Raw genomic sequence first — 17,237 nt, 5'->3', positions numbered from 1 at the left:
ATTACCAATGGGTACATCTACGATACGTAATAGAGCCTTGGCTCCGCATCAGGAAAAGGCTGAGTTTTGCCGTCAGTCTCCTGATCTGGTGCTTCCCCCGGCAGCGCCCCTCCTGCCAGGTGCGCCCACTCTCTTCGTAACTGCATCCTCCTACTCCAACACCACCAGCCCTATACGAATCGCGTAGCGCACCAGCCCGGCAATATCGTGAATATCCAGGCGATTCATTAGCTGGGTACGGTGGGTTTCGACGGTTTTGGTGCTGATGTAAAGCAGTTCGGCGATGACTTTAGTGCTTTTGCCCTCGGCGATTAGCTGGAGGATTTCGCGCTGGCGGGGGGTAATTTGGTCGAGGGGGGTTTGGTCTTCGCTCAGTCGCCGTACGTAGTCGCTGACCACGTATTTAGACACCGCCGGGCAGAGGTAGGTTTCGCCTCGGGCGATCGCCCGCAGGGCCAACTCCAATTCTTCGGTGCCGCTGTCTTTAAGCAGGTAGCCGCTGGCCCCTGATCGCAGCGCCTGGTAGACGTACTCTTCGTTGGCGTGCATCGACAAAATTAGCACCCGCACCTGAGGAAACTCGCGGGCAATGCGGGCAGTGGCTTCTAGCCCGTTCATCTCTGGCATAGCGATATCCATCAGCACAATCTGGGGTTTGAGGGTTTCGATCAGCTGGAGGACGTCGCGCCCATTCTCGGCTTCGCCAATCACCTCAATGCCGTCAAGCTCTTCTACTAGCGATCGAAAGCCCGCCCGCACCAGAGTGTGGTTATCGGCAATTACCAGCTGAATAATTGACATACTGGGCCTCTATTGCCTCTATTGCGCACCTGAACAGTCATTGCCCTGACTTAGCAGGCGGGTTGTGGCCAGGGCTGTCCCCAAGTCTACACAGGCCTCTTGTCTTAATAACGGGCGGCGCTAACGGCTCGATTTCAGAAATAATGGCGATCTCAGGCCCCAGTACCCCATAGATCAGGAATTTCCTGGCGGCGGCGGCCAGCCCTAGCTTTTATCGTGGCATATAGCCATCGCCCCAGGGATATACGGAATGTCCTACAGGTTCCGGCAATGGCTATAACGCTGCTCTCGAACGGTGTAGGTGGCTATGAAACCTGCCTTGCTTCGCGTCTTTATGCGTTTGGGCAACCTCATAAAGTCTTTGCTTCAGTACGGATCTTCTGTCGGCGTTGCTGCATGTACCCGGAAAACGGGTGAACAGCTCAAGCAGGATACTAAGCTGATGAATCTTTTGAGAGGCGCTGTCACAGCTATTCAAGATGAGAACGGCTGGTCGCGGCTCTCCACGGTAGGCGCTCACATTTCAAATCAGGCTTCGTTTGATTCGCGCAATTATGGATATGCAAATCTCAGCGGGCTGTTTGAAGCGATTGACTCGTTTGAAGTTGATCGCAGAGATAAGACAATTTACGTGCGCAGTAAGCAAAAGGGCAAAAACGGCAAAAAGACGGCGTAAGATATCCAAAAAAAGGGGCTGTGCAGCGCACGGCCCCCTGGCTGATTCGATGGGTGGGTGATTTGCTTAAGCAAAAGACACTTTCACGATCGCATCGTTAAAGTCCATATCGCCACCACCCGGCAGGTCTTCATAGCCAAACAGGTTATCGCCAAGCAATCGGATGTGGTCTTTGCCGTCGGCGTTCGCACCAATGTGGTTGAAGTAAACCGCAGGGTCGTTAAAGGCATCGGTATCTAGCAGCGCCTCGACTGTGCCGTTGGCGACTAAGAATGTGGACAGCAGCTTACCGGTGGGTAGCTCAGTACTAAACTGCGTGGTCTGTCCGTTTTGCCCCGTTAGGTCGAGCCCCACCCGATTAGCCAATGCCGCTCGCACATAGCCCTCGTCACCGGGGCTGAGTGAGTTGCCAGTCAGCAGATCTTGAACCGTACCCTGCTGATCGTCAACTGTATAGAAACCCATGGTGTTGTCGAAGCCGGCCTCGCGGAAGACCTCGATAGCAGCGGTCACAACCGCGTCTGTGATACCGGTCAGGTCAATTAATTCGCCCTCGGCCCCCTGGCCCTGTAGCAGCGTACCGAGCGGACGAGCCGCGTCGCCCAAAGCCAGATTCAGCGTCAGGTCGTCAAAGCGGTTGCTGCCAGGTAGCCGGAAGCCTATTTGCACAGTGCCGTCAGTGAATGCGCTGGGTTGAATCGCTGACTGACTATCACCATTGGCCGCTGCATCGGCAAAGATGACTTCACCTGCGCCGCCCCTGAGGAGGTCGCCGAGCGTCCCGCCTCTGACGGTGGCAAACTGCAAGAACTCGCCGCCCGCGACATCTAGAATGCGCTGCGGGTTGAGATCGTTAAACTGGCCAGTCGCTAAAGCTGAGAGCACGACGGTCGCTCTTTCTAAGGCCGCTTGCACATAGCCAGAACTCCCCGGCGCTAGGCCGTCGATAGTGCCTTGCTCATCGTCGGTGACAATGGCCAAAATCTCGCTGACTTCGCTAGCAGCACGGCCCGTGAGAGTCGCTGTGAGCTGAGTGACGCTGTTACTGGCGATCGCCAGCAGATTGTTGAGGGTAGTCGCCAGCTCTTCGCCCACGTTGCCGCCGCCGTTGCCGCCACCAGTGCCGCCGCCTGCGCCGTCAATCACCGTGTCTTCGCGGAAGGCCAGGTTTTGAATCCGGGTGTCTCCGGCGCGAGGCTGATCAGGGCTGTCAAAGGGATTGGTGACGCCAAAGTTAGCGGCTAAGTACTCCGCCAGGGCATCTTGCTCGGAGCCATCGGGTGCAAAGGTTGCCGTGCCAGTGCGAGCCGCATCGTCAGGCTGGGTCAGGTCTACGACATCGCGCACGGGGAAAGGATAGCCATCGCCGCCGCCTGCCAAAAATCCGAGCGTCACCAATCGGAAGGTTCGAGCGGGGTCGCCGACGAGTTCGCTGTCTTGAACAATCACGTCGGCATCGTTACCGGCTTCATCGAGTACGGCTAAAGACTGAACGCGATCGCCTGGTGCGGCTGTCACATCAAAGCTAAACTCAATGCCCGCTACCTGCGGAAATTGCCCTGGCGTCTCCGCATCGTCGAGTGCGCTAGCTGATACCCCATGCTCTATGATCGCTAGCAGCTCTTCGGCGGTGACCGTTAGCAGCGCCAGGCCGTTGTTAAATCGCAGGCTGTTGGCAATGTCGTTTTGCGAGATGCCGCCAGCTGGCTTCACGCCCGGAATCTCTTCTGTTGGCAGTCTCTCAGGTTCGCCCGTACCGCCCGGTGGCACAATCACCTGACCGATGTCGTCACGAATGCCGCCGCCGTTTTTGATCGAGATAACAACGCTGTCGTCGGTTTGTTTGGCGATCGCCAAATTCGCATCCGCCGTCAGGTTCCCCAGGTTAGTCTCTTCGGTGCGCACGCTGCTGCGTAATCCGTTGAGGTAGACATCGCTAATGCCCAAGACATTGCTCTCTTTAGCAATGATGACCGCCTCCAGCGTATCGACAATCGCCTGAATTTCAGGATCTACTAATCCCTGTGCATTCAGCGCCGCGACGCCTTGTTCATCGGTCGCGTAAGCGCCACTCACCGCCGGATCGTAGCTCTCAGGAATAATGTTGCCATTCTCATCAAAGTCAATTACCAGCTGACCGATGTACTTGTAGTTGCCATCGGTATTGACCACAGCGACTGGCTTACCGTCAGCATCGACTTTAAAGATGGGGTACTCACCCTGCACCGTATCGCCATCGCGAGGCCGATCGTTCTCATCAAACAGGCGCGTGTTAGAGCCGCCCGCTACGATGATGTCCACATTTTTCAGCCGGGTTGCCAGCTCCTGCTCAATCGAGATCTGCTGCATGTGAGCAAGCAAGACCACTTTGTTCAAGTCGGGGTTAGCCGCTAGCAGCTCATCGACATCGGTTTGAATTTCAGCAGCCAGGGCGTCTAGCTGCTCAGGCGTCGGCGTCCCATCAAAGTCTTCGGGTAAAACGGTAACGTCGCCAGGGCTGGAGATGGATGGCAGGGTTGGGGTCGTTGCGCCGACCACGCCAATCTTTTGACCATTTACATCGATCACGGTTGTAGCGGCGATGCTGTTGGGCTTGGGCGACTGATCGTCGGTCACTACCAGGTCAGCCAGATTAGGGTCTGTGCTGAAGTCGAGGTTGCTGCTGAGGTAGGGAAACTGAGCGCCGATAAAAGATTCGTCAATGTCGGGCGTTTCAGGGTCGTCTTCACCGCCAGCAATCAAGTCGCGCAGCAGCGCTGTACCCAGGTCAAATTCGTGGTTGCCAAAGGCGATCGCCTGAATACCCAGCTCATTTTGAATTTGAATATCCGCGCGACCGGCTCCACCAAAGGCTTCTTCACTGGCGGTAAAGAAGAGACCCGGAATAATCGCATCGCCCGAAGAGAGAATGAGCGTATTCTCATAGTCGTCTTTAAGCGCGTTGATCACTGCCGAGGCGCGAGGGGCATCGTCTAGTGCGGGAATGCCCGCTTCCTGGTCGGCCAGGTGTAAAAGCTGTAGCTGAAAAGGCGCACTCGTCATGGGGGGCTCTCCTGAATTAGAACCAGCTAAAGTGAGTTGAGCAACAATTGGTTCGTGATCGCTGGCGACGACGGTATCGGCAAAGCGAAGGCGATTGTCGTCGCGCGGAAAATCGTTGTTGACATGAACAATGTCAAATTTGGCACCTGGCAATAGCGCGTCAGAGACAAACAGATTGTCTAAGACCTGACTGTTGCCATCAAAAATAAAACTGTAGGCATCGCCAGCCGCTAACGCTTGATCGACCAGGTTGGTCAACACTTTTTCATCGCCTACGCCCGGTAAAATCTCTGTGAGGTCGTTGGTGAATTCAAAGGTGTTCAAATCGCCCAGGACAACAACGTTAGCGCCGGGCCGGTCGCTCAAAAGCCCATCGACATAGTCGTTAATTGCCTGAGCTTGGGCTTCTCTAGTCTCTTCTACCGCCTGCACAAACGGCTGCGGACCACCGAATATGGGCGTAGAGCCAAATCGTGAAGAGAAGTGATTATTAACAACAGTGACTAAATCGCCATTGAATAAAAACTCTCCGACTAGCGGCTCGCGGCTACCGGCAAAGGCTTCTATGCCGCCTAGCAACGTGAGCGACTCTAGAGAGACCCGGTCAGGATTGTACAAGAACGAATTGCGAATATTGCCGCCGGGGACGCCGCCTGTGGAGTCATCTACGGGGGCAATGTCGGCAAAGGCGTAGGTAGGGCCGCCAGCGAGGGCGATCGCATCTACCAACTTCTGCAAAGTCTCACTGGCATCCGTCACCGGGCTATCAGCGCCGTCAGTCTCCCCATCATTGTCTTGAATCTCCTGTAAGCCAATGATGTCGGGCGAGTTGAGATTATTAGCAATTTGCTCAGCTAGCAGCATGCGCTGGCTGTCATCTTCCTCTAGGGCGCTCAAGTTGAGCACGTTGTAGCTAGCAACTGTCAGCTCGCCTTCGTTACCGGCTAGGGAAGTCACCTCTTGAGTTAAGCCGCTAGGCGTCACTTCAAAGGCTTCGGTCACGTTCACTTCAAAGTTGCCGAAGCTATAGCCAACCACGCCTGTGACATCACCGAGCTGATCGCCGACCGTGAGCGCTGGCGTCTCGAATCCTTCAGGCAAGAGGTTCGGATCAAACTGAATCTGTACCCGCTCCGGGTTTTGGTCGCCTATATTCTCTGGGCCGGAGCGCAGGTTGATGCCGCCGCGTGCTGTGAGTGCGCCTTCTGGGGTAGCGGTTGCGCCCTGGTTGGGCAGGGTAAAGGCTTCGGCTGAAAATGGGTTGAAGACACGAGTGGGGGAGATAGCGATCGCATCTTCTACCGTCACCCGCATCCCTTCTAAGCTTTCATAAAAATCAATCGCGTCTTGCTCAGGGTCGAAGTTACCCGGATCGCTTTGCAGATTTACCGGCAGCTCATCGTCACTAATTACAATCTCGCTGGGTGCCACCCGACCGCTCTGGCCAATCACCATCGCCGCTGGCAGCTCATTGCCTTCAGAGAGCACGACCACATCGGGCGAAGTCAGCTGCGTAATCGACAGGTTGCCCGTATCTGCTCCGCCGGGGATAAATTCGCTAACGGTGCCAAATACCCGCGCCTGGTCACCTAAGCTCACCGTCGGCTGAGCGCCTGTGAAGACAAAAATACCGTCCGAAGTCGCGTCATCTCCATCGCTCTTGCCCTGCAGGTAAAACCCGTTAAAGGCCACGCCCGTGACGATGCCCTCGGTCTTCACCACTTCACCGGCTAAAGGTGAGAGATGCGCGGCCCCTTGAATTTCACTCACAGCCGCTGCCGGAATATCAACCTCGTAGATCGCGACCGTATTAGACTCTTCATTTGCCACCGCTAACAGAGGCTGACCGTTAGGACTTTTATCAGCCGAGATGAATGCTAGACCCTCTGGCGCAATATCTTCATCGCTGCGCACATACTGCACAAATTCAGGCTGACGCGGATTTGAGAGGTCGTAGACCAAAATGCCGCCGCCTGCGCGCTCTAAGCCGACAAATCCGTAGGGGCGCCCGCCGATTATGCCGGTGGTAATCGCCTCGGGCTCTGCGCCCTTGTTGTCAGAGCGGGTATCTACCTCGGCTGGATCACCGTCATTTGCATTAAACAGTTCGGGCGTTTGCTCAGCAGTAATCCGAGCAATCTGGTCGCCGCTGTCAAAGACCAGATTGCCATTGTCATCGAGCACTGAAAAAGACCGCGCCCCATAAGCCACAATCTGGTCAAGATCGCCGTCCCCATCGAGGTCGCCGTCAATCGAGGAAATGGTTAATCGGCCCAGGTTTTCATCTGCTAAGAGGCCATTTTCTACGGCGGCATCAAAGCTTTCGTCAAGCGCTAAACCGCTGCGGCCCAAAGAGACGACATCGGCCAGACCGTTGAGCCGAATAGCATCGCCCCGCCCGGCTTCGTCAGCATCGCCACGATCATCGCCTTCATTAGCTATTAGATAGTAAGTCTCACCATTCGCTTCAAAAGACGCAATCGAATCGGGCATATACAGCCCAAACACTGACTGCGGCCTGATATTGATACCGCCGTCGGCGTCACTGGCATCTAAGCCGTTACCTTCAAGGCTAAAGTCCTTTAATCCTAGTGGCTTAACGCTTTCTACGGTAGCGCTCTCAATGTCGATGATGGCGATCGCATTATTCTCTTGCAGCGTCACAAACGCCTTGGTGCCATCTGGCGAGACCGCAATGTATTCAGGCTCAAAGTCTTGCGCGGCCATCGCATCGGGAAAAATTCGCACCCCATCGGCGCGTAAATCGGCTTCGCTACCATTGAACCTCAGAAAATCAGCGGTCGAAACGTTCGCTTGAGAAAGGCTGGCAAAGTCGCCAGAGACATCAATAATGCTGACAGAACCATCGGGGTCAACGCCAAAGTCTGCCTCCTCCTCATCGGTTTGAGGTTCGCCTTCATTAGCGACTAGCACTTTGCTGCCGTCTGGGGTAAAGGTAACCATGTCGGGCAGTGCGCCCACCGTGAAGAGTTGGGACGCACCTGGCAAGCCAGCTGTCTCGGACAGGGCCAGATCAATCACAGCGACTGTGCCCGCATCGGTCTTAACAGCAGCTTGTAAAGCGACTGCCAGCAACCCATTGCGATAAGCGACGCTGTTAGCCCCGGCAATGGGCACACCCAACGTCGCCAAGTCTAAAGAAAGAACTTCTTCGGGCGCAGTCGGGTCGCTCAGACTGAGTATTTGAATCGTGGTTTGCCCGGAAACTACATAGAGCAGCTTTTGGGTATCGTCGAAGGCAATAATCTCAGCGCCAATTTCGCTGACAAAGCTACCGATTCTTTCAAGAGAGGGCGTCATGATTTTCCTAATATTCTTTCGCGGCTGCCGAAGTTCTTACATGCGCCTGCTACAGCCAGTTCTCAGCCCAATAGCTCACTTTCCGCATACCAGCGCAGTAAGTGTCACTAACAGAATTTAAGAACAACCCGTTAGACAAACCTATGAGAATTTGGCATGACGTTTACGCAGACAGTGCCCTAGCTAGTGGAGCGGGCACAGATACACACCTTGATATTGCCGAATGGCAGCATTCAGCAGAGACTTGGGAGTTTTTCCTAGCCTTAACTGGAGTCAGGATTACAGGCTGTAAACCCTCTTGTTATCAATTGTTTTTGATGTCTTTTGTAAGCTACCAGAGTTCTTCTCCCTACAGGTAAAGGGAAGGTTATGAAAGGGTTATCAATGCGCGGCCTGTTTTCGCTGACTAGAGACTGCGATCGCTCCAGATGAAGCAAATGCTAGAAAAAGCTATCAAGTGAACATCGACGTTAGCCGCTGCTAATATTCTGTTGAAGCCTCTAGATTTTCAGGACGGAATCTCTTGTTTTTATACCAACTGAGACATTCTTGGCAAAATGGTGTGTGTCATTGGGTCTTGTCAGGCGACAAGTAGAGCAGGCTTTGTGCGCGCAGCATAACCCTATCTTGGTCTTATCTTAATGTCTTGTTTCTATAGTCTACGGAGTGAAAAGCTGTAGCCTAATTGACCCGCTCCATGATCATCGGCCAAATACTGCTGTGACGACGCCGTCCATCTCATTTTTTATTCCGCCTTCTCTCTGGCCCGATCAGCTGCCGACTGGCCCTAATCAAAATTGGGCGGGTTACGGGCTGGGGCTTTACGCTTGGACGGTGCAGACCTACATGTGGCTCAAGGCAGCAGGTGTAGCCTGCGAACTGACGAGTCAGCTACCCGCTGAAGGGATCGTTTTTTGCCATAGCAATGCCCTTCGCACGGTCGAGATTGCGCCTGCTGCCAAGAGACTGCTGATCTGCATGAAGGCAGAAGCACCGCTTTGCGCAGTGGCGTCAATGCATATTGTTCAGAATCCGTCGGAGGCGTCGGCTGCGGCTGAACGTTACTACATTCCTCACTGGCCGCAGCCGCAGCTGATACCGCGTCAGGCTGACCGAGGCGATCGCTTCGAGATGGTTGCTTTCTTCGGCCACGAAAATAGTCTGGCCGACGAACTCCAGTCGCGCGACTGGCAAATTGCTCTGGCCGAACGGGGGTTGCGCGGTCGCATGGTCGTCAATAGCAATCACTGGAATCACTACAGTGATCTGGACACCCGATGGAATGACTACAGCGATGTCGATGCGATTATTGCCGTTCGCTCTTTTGATACCTGGCGACGACGGCTAACCCGAGGCTTTGCCGGTAAGCCTGCGACCAAACTCTACAACGCCTGGCTGAGCGGCACCATTGCCGTTTTAGGGGTAGAAAGCGCCTACCGGCAGACCGGCCAGCCCGGACAGGACTATGTGGAAGCCAAATCTTTTCGGGAGCTGCTAGACAGCCTGGACCGGCTAAAAGCAGATGCGAGCTGGCGGCGATCGCTAATCACTCAGGGCAGCCTGAGAGCACAGGACTACACTCCCGAGAAGATTTTGCGCAAGTGGGAAGTATTTTTAGAAGTGATAGCGGTGCCTGCCTACGCGGAATGGTGCGAGTATTCTCCCCGGCAGCGGCAGCAGGTGCTGATTGCCACGCAGTCAGCTAGCTACCTGGATCGGGCCATTCGGAAAGGGCGTGGGTTTTTATTTGAGGCGCTGTCGGCTTAGAAGAACCTAATGCTCGAAAACACCGCTGTACTGCTGCAAATCTAAGGCTACAAAGGTTGGCAGGCAGGTCAAACACTGCTGAAATAGCTCCCAGCGATCTTCTCGCTTCAGCATGGCGGTGAGTTTGTCGCGCAGCGAGTGGAGATAGCGCACATCGTTAGCCGCGTAGCTGAGCTGTTCGTCGCTGAGGGCTTGGGCATTGCCCCAGTCGGAGCTTTGCTGACTCTTGTCAAGTTCGATGCCTTCTAGCTCCTGTACCAGCGCTTTGAGCCCATGACGAGGGCTGTAGGTGCGGGCAATTTTGCTGGCAATTTTGGTACAGAAAGCTGGCGTGGTGGCAATGCCCAGATGATGCTGTAGCGTCGCCAGGTCAAACCGGGCAAAGTGGAAAATTTTGGTAATTTCCTCAGCTTCTAGCAGCTGCTTGAGATGAGGCGCTGCGGTTTGGCCGCGCTCTATCCGAATGGCGCAAACGTAGCCATCCGGGTCGCTGATCTGAATCAGGCAGAGGCGATCGCGCAGCGGATTGAGCCCCATGGTCTCCGTATCTATTGCCAGCGCACTAGCCTTTTGGTAGCGCGCTAGCAGTGCGGGCGACAGATCGCGATCGCACACCTCAAAGTTTTCCACTCATCACTCCCCTTTATTAGCAGACCAGCTTAACAGCTCAGCAGACCGACAGCCGTCCGCTTACTCAAACTTCAGCACCTCCGCCACCGTCTGCACATCTTTATCGCCCCGGCCAGAACAGTTGATCACGATTTTCTCATCGGTGAGCGTTGGGCAGAGCGTCTCTAAGTAGGCAAACGCATGAGCCGTCTCTAGCGCTGGAATGATGCCCTCTAGCTGTGAGACCAGTTGGAAAGCAGCGATCGCATCGGCATCGGTCACGCTGTAATACTCCGCCCGCCCCAAATCTTTGAGATAGCTGTGCTCTGGCCCCACGCCCGGATAGTCCAGCCCGGCGCTGATCGAGTGCGCCTCTATCACCTGCCCTTCACCATCTTGCAGCAAATAGCTCATCGCCCCGTGCAGCACGCCCACCCGACCTTTCGTCAGCGTCGCCGCGTGCTTGTCAGTCTCAGCCCCTTCGCCCGCCGCTTCAACGCCAATCAGGCGAATCTCAGTGTCGCTTACAAACTCGTGAAACAGCCCCATTGCATTTGAGCCACCGCCGACGCAGGCCAGCAGCAGGTCAGGCTTACCGCCCCACTTTTCTAAGCACTGAGCGCGGGTTTCTTTGCCAATTACGCCGTGAAAATCGCGTACCAGCATTGGGTAGGGGTGCGGCCCTGCGACGGATCCCAATATATAGTGAGTGCTCTCCACATTCGTCACCCAGTCGCGAATCGCCTCAGATGTCGCATCCTTGAGCGTCCCGGTACCGGCTGTGACCGGGCTCACTGTCGCCCCCATCAGCCGCATCCGAAACACGTTCAGCGCCTGCCGCCGCATGTCTTCGACGCCCATATAAATGACGCACTCTAGGCCAAAGCGAGCGCATACCGTCGCCGTCGCCACCCCGTGCTGACCGGCCCCGGTCTCGGCAATTACCCGCTGCTTGCCCATGCGCTTAGCGAGCAGCACCTGGCCCAGCGCATTGTTAATCTTATGAGCGCCCGTATGGTTGAGGTCTTCGCGCTTCAGGTAGATCTGCGGGCCGCTGCCATCGGGTCTGGCATAGTGCTGGGTGAGCCGCTCGGCAAAATATAATGGATTGGCCCGGCCTACGTAGTCTTTGAGCAGTCCTTCTAGCTCTGCTTTAAACCCAGCTTCGTCCCGGTATTGGTAGTAAGCGTCTTCTAGCTCCTTCAGCGCTGGCATCAGCGTTTCGGGCACATACTTACCGCCAAAGCGCCCAAATCGACCGAGCTTATCCGGGCGGGCATTGAGCGACAGCGATTCATCTGTCGCCTGAAGGGTTTTTTTAGCAGAGAGAGGAGTAACAGTCACAGCGATTACCTGAGTTGTGAACAATATGTTTGGAGCAGTCTATAGTCCAAATTTTACAAGTTCCCCATTATAAAGGGTCAAACCCGATAAACCGCTGCACCTTAAAATAGAAACAGAGTAGACAAGAGCACCGTCATCATGACCGCTACTACCCCTATCACCTCGCCCTACAGCATTACCTGGCCGCTATTGCCAGACGATTTTGTCCTACCGGATGACCCTGTGGAAAACGAAGCTCAACCGCTACTCGCCGCTGCCCTTACCCAGGCCCTATCCAGTCAGCCAGCGGTGATTAAAGACGCGCTTATTGTCTCGAACTTTGCGCTGTGCGCGGGTATCAACCGTCAGATCATCTGCAAAGCGCCTGACTGGATGTACGTTGCGCCTGTACCGCCCAGCGATCGCATCCGCCGCAGCTACACGCCGCATACAGAAGGCGTCGTTCCCCCAGTGGTGATGGAGTTTTTGTCTGAGCGCGACTGCGGCGAATACTCAATGAAACCGGGCCGCAAGATTGGCAAATGGTACTTTTATGAGCGCATTATCGAAGTGCCGAGATATGTCATTTTCGATCCTGACTCGGCTGAATTAGAGGTATATGCTCTGCAAGACAACCGTTACGAGCTAGAAACCGCTGACGAGCAGGGCCGCTATTTTATTCCGGGGCTCGATCTCTTTTTGGGCGTGTGGGAAGGCACTCATGAAGTGCGCACCGGGCCGTGGCTGCGCTGGTGGACAGCCGCTGGTGAGCTCGTGCCCTGGTCAGAAGAGCGGGTTCAGCAGGCCCAAGTTCAGGTTCAGCAGGCCCAGGTTCAGGCCCAGCAGGCTGAGGCTCGCGCTCAGCAGGCGGAGCAGGAAAAAGCTGCTTTATTAGCTAAGCTGCGGGCGGCAGGGTTGGAGTAGCTAACGACATAAAGCAGCCCTCCGAGGGATTGTGAATAGTTTTTACGCCCGATAGCATAGCCCTGAAATATTTGATTACGCTGGTCTTGCGCCTGAACGCTCTCAGGATAATTGCCAACGTAGCCCTCTTTTAAAATCCATTCAGACCTATGGTACAACTGCTTGCTGGAGACATTGGCGGAACGAAAACTATTTTGAGGCTCGCTCAAGCCAAAGATGAAGATATTCAGCGCTATGCTAGCCACGAACTGCCGATAGAGACGCTGTTTGAAGCTAAATTTTCTAGCGCTGACTACTCCGAATTTGTGCCGATGGTAAAAGCGTTTTTCGCCGCTGCCGCTAAGACGGTCCCTGAGATTAAGCCTCATGCGGCCTGTTTAGCGATCGCTGGCCCCATCGTCCGCAATACCTCGCAGCTCACGAACCTCTCCTGGTTTTTGCGGGGCGAATTTCTCATGGCGGCGCTAGATATTGAGAGCGTGCAGCTAATCAATGACTTTGAGGCGATTGGCTATGGCGTAATGGGCTTAGAACCTGAAGATATCTACGAGCTACAGCCCGGCAAGCCCGATGAGTCTGCGCCGATTGCCGTGCTCGGGGCCGGGACGGGGCTGGGCCAAGGATTTTTGCTGCCCTGCAACGGTGAGTACAGGGTGTTTCCTTCTGAAGGGGGGCATGTAGACTTTGCACCGCAGTCGGAGTTGGAGTTTCAGCTGCGTAAGTATCTGATCGAAAAGCACGGCATTTCGCGGGTCTCTGAGGAGCGGGTAGTGTCGGGGATGGGGCTGATTTCGATTTACCAGTTTTTGCGCGATCGCCAGTATGCCAGCGAATCTCACGAAATTGGCCAAATTATGGATATGTGGGAGCGCAGTGCAGGTCAGCGCAGCGAACTTGACGACCCAGCGGCAATGATCTCTAAGGCCGCAACCGAAAAGACCGATCTGCTCTCTCAAAAAACGATGGAGATTTTCATTCAGGCGTATGGTTCAGAAGCGGGAAATCTGTCGCTAAAGCTGCTGCCCAAAGGCGGACTATACATTGCGGGCGGGGTGACAGCTAAAAACCTGCCGCTGATTACAGGCGGTGAATTTATGTACGCTTTTGCCAGCAAGGGGAGAGTCAGCCATCTGCTTGATGAGATTCCGGTACGGGTGGTGCTCAATCAGCATGTGGGCCTGATCGGGGCGACGATCAAAGCCTCTCGCAATCATCGGGAAGGACTGAAGACGGCTCACCTGGCAGAGCCTGCGGCGGCTAAGGCGGCAAGGAAGAAGGGAAAGGGGAAGCAGAAGGGTTAGTCATGGGGTCAATTTGACTGGTCTGGCCCTTAGTGGTGCAGAGAAGTTACGAAATGGACGACTTACTTGCCCTGCCGTGGCCCCTATGCGCAAAGCAAACAGAGACGAGTCAGGCACTGGCTCGGCAATAGTCGCATCAACATCCACCGTTTATACAAACCCGATGATTCAGGCAGCGTTAGCGACGTGGGAAGCAGAGTGCCTTTATCTGAGTTTAGACACCTCGTTGTTTTGGGAGGAATACTGCCTGATTCGGCTGGCGGTGGTGCATCAAGGACGGGCGGGGCCTTTAGCTTGACGGGTATTGAAGCACAAGAGTGCCTCGGCTTCATTTGAGACTTATCAAGAACTGCTCAAGCAGTCCGCCCAATACTTACCCTCAATCGTCAGCAGGTGAGCAAGACTTTGAAAGGGTGTGCGAGGCTTAAGGTCTGCACTGACTGTAAAGCTTGCATAAATCTTCTATGAAGGGTGAGGTATTTTGCCTGGGATTCAAAGAAGATTCACGCACCATCAGGCTTTTGAATACTATAGTAATGTGGAAGTAATGTGGAAGCAATTTAGATTAAGACTTCCTTGATGGCATTGTTACTCGAACGAAAGCGTTCTTATTTTGCGTGTATCAGGCATCCTTTTGGAAGTTTTAATGGATCGTAAAACTGAGACGTAATCTATTGAGTCGCGGATCAAAAAACAACGTCAACTGCTAATTGCGAACACTTGTTTTTGGATCATTGTCTATCATATTGATGGTACTGAGCCCGGAGTAACTCACTAGCATTTATGAATACCTGACAACTACGCTTGCGCCGTTGAAGAAAATGGCACAGGCACTCTGACGTGATGGTGGGACCGCTATAACAATCGGGATCATTCTATGCTTTTAGCCCTATCAGCTACCCTAGCAGCTACGAAGAATAGCGCCCGAAAGGAGCATGACCTCTGGAATATTGATTCGAACGCTCATGCCATGAAAACTTATCAGTTAGAGAATGGCATGGCTGAGGCAGCAAGATATGAAAGCACCAGCAGAATTTCGTTCGTTCTTCTGTGCAGTTTAAGTTAGGTGGAGGGAGAGAAGTTATGCTGACCGGTGCACGATGCCCCTTTGTTTCGGTGATTATTCCCGTTTTTAATGACGGAGAGCGATTGAAGCTCTGCTTGACGGCGCTAGCTCACCAGAGCTACGGCTTAGAGAACTTCGAAATTATCGTCGTAGACAATGGCTCTAACGAGCTAGAGCTAATTAAAACAACAGTGCTGCCCTATAGCAACGTGACCTTGGCCTTCGAACCGACGCCTGGTTCCTATGCTGCGCGTAACACAGGTCTTTCCTTAGCTAAGGGAGAGGCCATTGCCTTTACCGATGCCGACTGCATTCCTGCCCTAGACTGGCTTGAGAAAGGTATCAAGCGATTGCTGGACACCCCAAACTGTGGTCTGGTCTCAGGCAAGATTGAGATATTTCCTAAGGATGCTAGTTGTCCTACTGCAGTCGAACTGTTTGAACTGACGACCGCTTTTCCCCAAGCGGAACATCTAGAGCAGATGAAGTACGGGGCAACAGCCAATTTGTTTACCTGGGACTCTGTGGTTCAGAAGGTAGGAAATTTCGATGAAACTCTCAAGTCAGGTGGAGATTTAGACTGGGGCATACGTGTTTACGAAGCAGGCTATCAGCAGGTTTATGCTGAAGAAGTACGGCTAAAACATCCTGCAAGATTCTCCTTTAAGGAAATCAGGCAAAAAACTATCCGACTTGCGGGTGGACACTACGATTTATTAGAACGCGGGCTTTATCATTTCTTTCACAGACACACTTTGTTATTTACCCTAACAGAACAAAAGTTTCTACCTAAATCTCTGCTCAAAGAAATCATTTTTCTGATTATTTTGATGCAGGACTTAATCCCCCCCATTAATTATGTAAAGACTTCCTGCCGCAGTCCAAAGCTCACGACTTGGAGTGAGAAATCGAAGGTTGCCTGGGTAATTTTCAGAATTCGCTACATTAGTGCTTGGGCTAAGCTACATCTGAAGTTTGGTCAAGTATCGATTAGATACTAGGTGATTTGGATGCCGGGCAGCTTTTCTTTCAAATACGCTTTAAACAAGTCTAAGTTATCATCGACTCTCTTCCCCCAAAGCAGCCATTTCCTAAGACAGCTATGAGAATTGCCTTCATTGTCGGTGAGTTTCCTGTAATCTCCGAAACATTCATTATCAATCAAGCAGTAGGCTTATTGAAGCAAGGTCATGAAGTAGATATTTTCGCTGACCAGCTTGTCGAGCACGCAAAAGCTCATAAAGATGTGGCCGAGTATCACTTACTCGACAGGACTTACGTCTTTCCAGAAATACCTGAGAACTTATTTCTGCGCGCTGTTAAAGGAACAAGGCTGCTGGCCTCTAACTTTATTAAGGCCCCACGGTCAACTTTAAAAGCTCTCAACTTTTTCCGATACGAGAAGCAGGCGATCTCACTCTGGTTACTATACACGCTGCTATTAGATCCTCAGCACGATTACAATTACGACATCGTCCATTGCCAATTTGGTACGGTAGGGTTCAGAGGCATGGCATTTCGGACGATGAATTGCCCCTCTGCAAAACTCATTACAATCTTTAGAGGCCATGACATCAGCAACTTCGTTCAGGAGCATGGCGACAATATTTATGCTCCCCTGTTTAAGAACGGGGATTATTTTCTTGCAAACTGCGAATTCTTTAAGCGCCGGGCTATCAGTTTAGGGTGCCCTGCGGAAAAAATTCGGGTTCACGGGTCAGGCCTGGACTACAGCCGGTTTCCTTTTCGGGTTCGTCAGCTTCCTAAAGATGGCGTGATTCGCATTGCAACGACGGGCCGTCTGGTGGAAAAAAAAGGTATCGAATATGGTATTCGAGGCGTGGCCCAAACGCTAAAGCAGTATCCCAATATAGAATACACAATCATTGGAGAAGGTCTGCTACGACCAGATTTTGAAGATTTGATTTGTTCGCTAGGCGTTGAAGACTCGATTAAACTGATCGGGCAAAAGTCCCAGGCAGAGTTGATTGAGATCCTGGCAGAATCGCATCTATTTATTGCGCCTAGTGTGACCGCTGCTAATGGGAACCAAGATGCACCCATAAACGTTTTGAAGGAAGCTATGGCGATGGGGCTACCAGTCATTAGTACCTTTCATGGCGGCATTCCAGAATTAGTAGAAGACGGGATCTCGGGCTACTTAGTGCCTGAACGGGACGCCGAAGCGATCGCAGCTCGGCTAATTGATCTAGTCGAACATCCAGAACGCTGGCCAGAAATGGGGCGTGCCGGACGCCTGTTTGTTGAGAAAAGTTATGATCTCGACCGATTGAATGATGCGCTTTCATCCCTCTATCAATCACTATTGAATGACGGTTCAGTATCCCATTCAAAAGTTGCCCTTTTTTTAAGTTAAACAGCAAGTTAAACAGCCTTTGAGTTAATT

12 protein-coding genes are annotated in these 17,237 nt (G+C 53.1%); 7 read left to right on the top strand and 5 right to left on the bottom strand.

Annotation, left to right across the window (positions count from 1 at the left end; genetic code table 11):
- Nucleotides 1-17: 17 nt before the first annotated feature.
- Entirely contained in the window at nucleotides 18-146 is a 129-nt protein-coding gene (locus tag CKL79_RS24165; RefSeq protein ID WP_276299395.1) for a hypothetical protein, read from the bottom strand.
- A 4-nt stretch (nucleotides 147-150) separates the two neighbouring features.
- Nucleotides 151-801, bottom strand: coding sequence for a response regulator transcription factor (locus CKL79_RS07205; protein ID WP_121968907.1), 651 nt, complete (start codon nucleotides 799-801; stop codon nucleotides 151-153).
- A gap of 307 nt (nucleotides 802-1,108) precedes the next feature.
- On the opposite strand from CKL79_RS07205, the gene CKL79_RS07200 reads away from it, so the two are divergent.
- Nucleotides 1,109-1,477, top strand: a complete 369-nt coding sequence (locus CKL79_RS07200; protein ID WP_121968906.1) for an OST-HTH/LOTUS domain-containing protein — start codon at nucleotides 1,109-1,111, stop codon at nucleotides 1,475-1,477.
- A 66-nt stretch (nucleotides 1,478-1,543) separates the two neighbouring features.
- Here CKL79_RS07200 and CKL79_RS07195 read toward each other — a convergent pair whose 3' ends face one another.
- A complete protein-coding gene (locus tag CKL79_RS07195) occupies nucleotides 1,544-7,840 on the bottom strand; it encodes a choice-of-anchor I family protein (RefSeq protein ID WP_121968905.1) in 6,297 nt (2,098 codons plus the stop codon).
- A 720-nt stretch (nucleotides 7,841-8,560) separates the two neighbouring features.
- Between CKL79_RS07195 and CKL79_RS07190 the strand changes: the two genes are divergently transcribed.
- Complete coding sequence (locus tag CKL79_RS07190) at nucleotides 8,561-9,607, top strand: hypothetical protein (RefSeq protein WP_141242169.1); 1,047 nt, start codon at nucleotides 8,561-8,563, stop codon at nucleotides 9,605-9,607.
- A gap of 6 nt (nucleotides 9,608-9,613) precedes the next feature.
- On the opposite strand, the gene CKL79_RS07185 is transcribed toward CKL79_RS07190, so the two are convergent.
- Nucleotides 9,614-10,237, bottom strand: a complete 624-nt coding sequence (locus tag CKL79_RS07185; protein ID WP_121968903.1) for a ribonuclease H-like domain-containing protein — start codon at nucleotides 10,235-10,237, stop codon at nucleotides 9,614-9,616.
- Nucleotides 10,238-10,297: 60 nt separating this feature from the next.
- The gene (gene trpB / locus CKL79_RS07180; protein WP_240518734.1) at nucleotides 10,298-11,506 is read right to left on the bottom strand and encodes a tryptophan synthase subunit beta; all 1,209 of its coding nucleotides are present in this window, start codon (nucleotides 11,504-11,506) and stop codon (nucleotides 10,298-10,300) included.
- A gap of 192 nt (nucleotides 11,507-11,698) precedes the next feature.
- Here trpB and CKL79_RS07175 point away from each other — a divergent pair, with 192 nt between their 5' ends.
- The 5 genes from CKL79_RS07175 to CKL79_RS07155 all read left to right on the top strand — a co-directional run bounded on the left by CKL79_RS07175 (nucleotide 11,699) and on the right by CKL79_RS07155 (nucleotide 17,207).
- The gene (locus tag CKL79_RS07175) at nucleotides 11,699-12,463 is read left to right on the top strand and encodes a Uma2 family endonuclease (RefSeq protein WP_121968901.1); all 765 of its coding nucleotides are present in this window, start codon (nucleotides 11,699-11,701) and stop codon (nucleotides 12,461-12,463) included.
- 149 nt (nucleotides 12,464-12,612) lie between these two features.
- Nucleotides 12,613-13,764 (top strand): glucokinase, encoded by a 1,152-nt coding sequence (locus CKL79_RS07170; protein ID WP_121968900.1) that lies wholly within the window; start codon nucleotides 12,613-12,615, stop codon nucleotides 13,762-13,764.
- Between the two features lie 85 nt (nucleotides 13,765-13,849).
- A complete protein-coding gene (locus tag CKL79_RS23470; protein ID WP_205879022.1) occupies nucleotides 13,850-14,062 on the top strand; it encodes a hypothetical protein in 213 nt (70 codons plus the stop codon).
- A 785-nt stretch (nucleotides 14,063-14,847) separates the two neighbouring features.
- A complete protein-coding gene (locus tag CKL79_RS07160) occupies nucleotides 14,848-15,831 on the top strand; it encodes a glycosyltransferase family 2 protein (RefSeq protein ID WP_121968899.1) in 984 nt (327 codons plus the stop codon).
- Nucleotides 15,832-15,932: 101 nt separating this feature from the next.
- Nucleotides 15,933-17,207 carry a glycosyltransferase gene (locus CKL79_RS07155; protein ID WP_121968898.1) on the top strand — a complete coding sequence of 425 codons (1,275 nt, stop codon included), beginning with the start codon at nucleotides 15,933-15,935 and terminating at the stop codon, nucleotides 17,205-17,207.
- The last annotated feature ends 30 nt before the right edge of the window (nucleotides 17,208-17,237 follow it).

The sequence above is a fragment of the Leptolyngbya sp. BC1307 genome (assembly GCF_002286735.1).
GTDB lineage: Bacteria > Cyanobacteriota > Cyanobacteriia > Phormidesmidales > Phormidesmidaceae > Phormidesmis.
The sequence above is the reverse complement of the archived record's forward strand: the minus strand, read 5'-3'. Positions and strand labels throughout refer to the sequence as shown.

Bases quoted from the DNA above. Each gene is read 5' to 3' on its own strand.
- CKL79_RS24165 (WP_276299395.1), bottom strand. From the start codon at position 146: ATGCAGTTACGAAGAGAGTGGGCGCACCTGGCAGGAGGGGCGCTGCCG.
- CKL79_RS07205 (WP_121968907.1), bottom strand. From the start codon at position 801: ATGTCAATTATTCAGCTGGTAATTGCCGATAACCACACTCTGGTGCGG.
- CKL79_RS07200 (WP_121968906.1), top strand. From the start codon at position 1,109: ATGAAACCTGCCTTGCTTCGCGTCTTTATGCGTTTGGGCAACCTCATA.
- CKL79_RS07195 (WP_121968905.1), bottom strand. From the start codon at position 7,840: ATGACGCCCTCTCTTGAAAGAATCGGTAGCTTTGTCAGCGAAATTGGC.
- CKL79_RS07175 (WP_121968901.1), top strand. From the start codon at position 11,699: ATGACCGCTACTACCCCTATCACCTCGCCCTACAGCATTACCTGGCCG.
- CKL79_RS07170 (WP_121968900.1), top strand. From the start codon at position 12,613: ATGGTACAACTGCTTGCTGGAGACATTGGCGGAACGAAAACTATTTTG.
- CKL79_RS23470 (WP_205879022.1), top strand. From the start codon at position 13,850: ATGCGCAAAGCAAACAGAGACGAGTCAGGCACTGGCTCGGCAATAGTC.
- CKL79_RS07160 (WP_121968899.1), top strand. From the start codon at position 14,848: ATGCTGACCGGTGCACGATGCCCCTTTGTTTCGGTGATTATTCCCGTT.
- CKL79_RS07155 (WP_121968898.1), top strand. From the start codon at position 15,933: ATGAGAATTGCCTTCATTGTCGGTGAGTTTCCTGTAATCTCCGAAACA.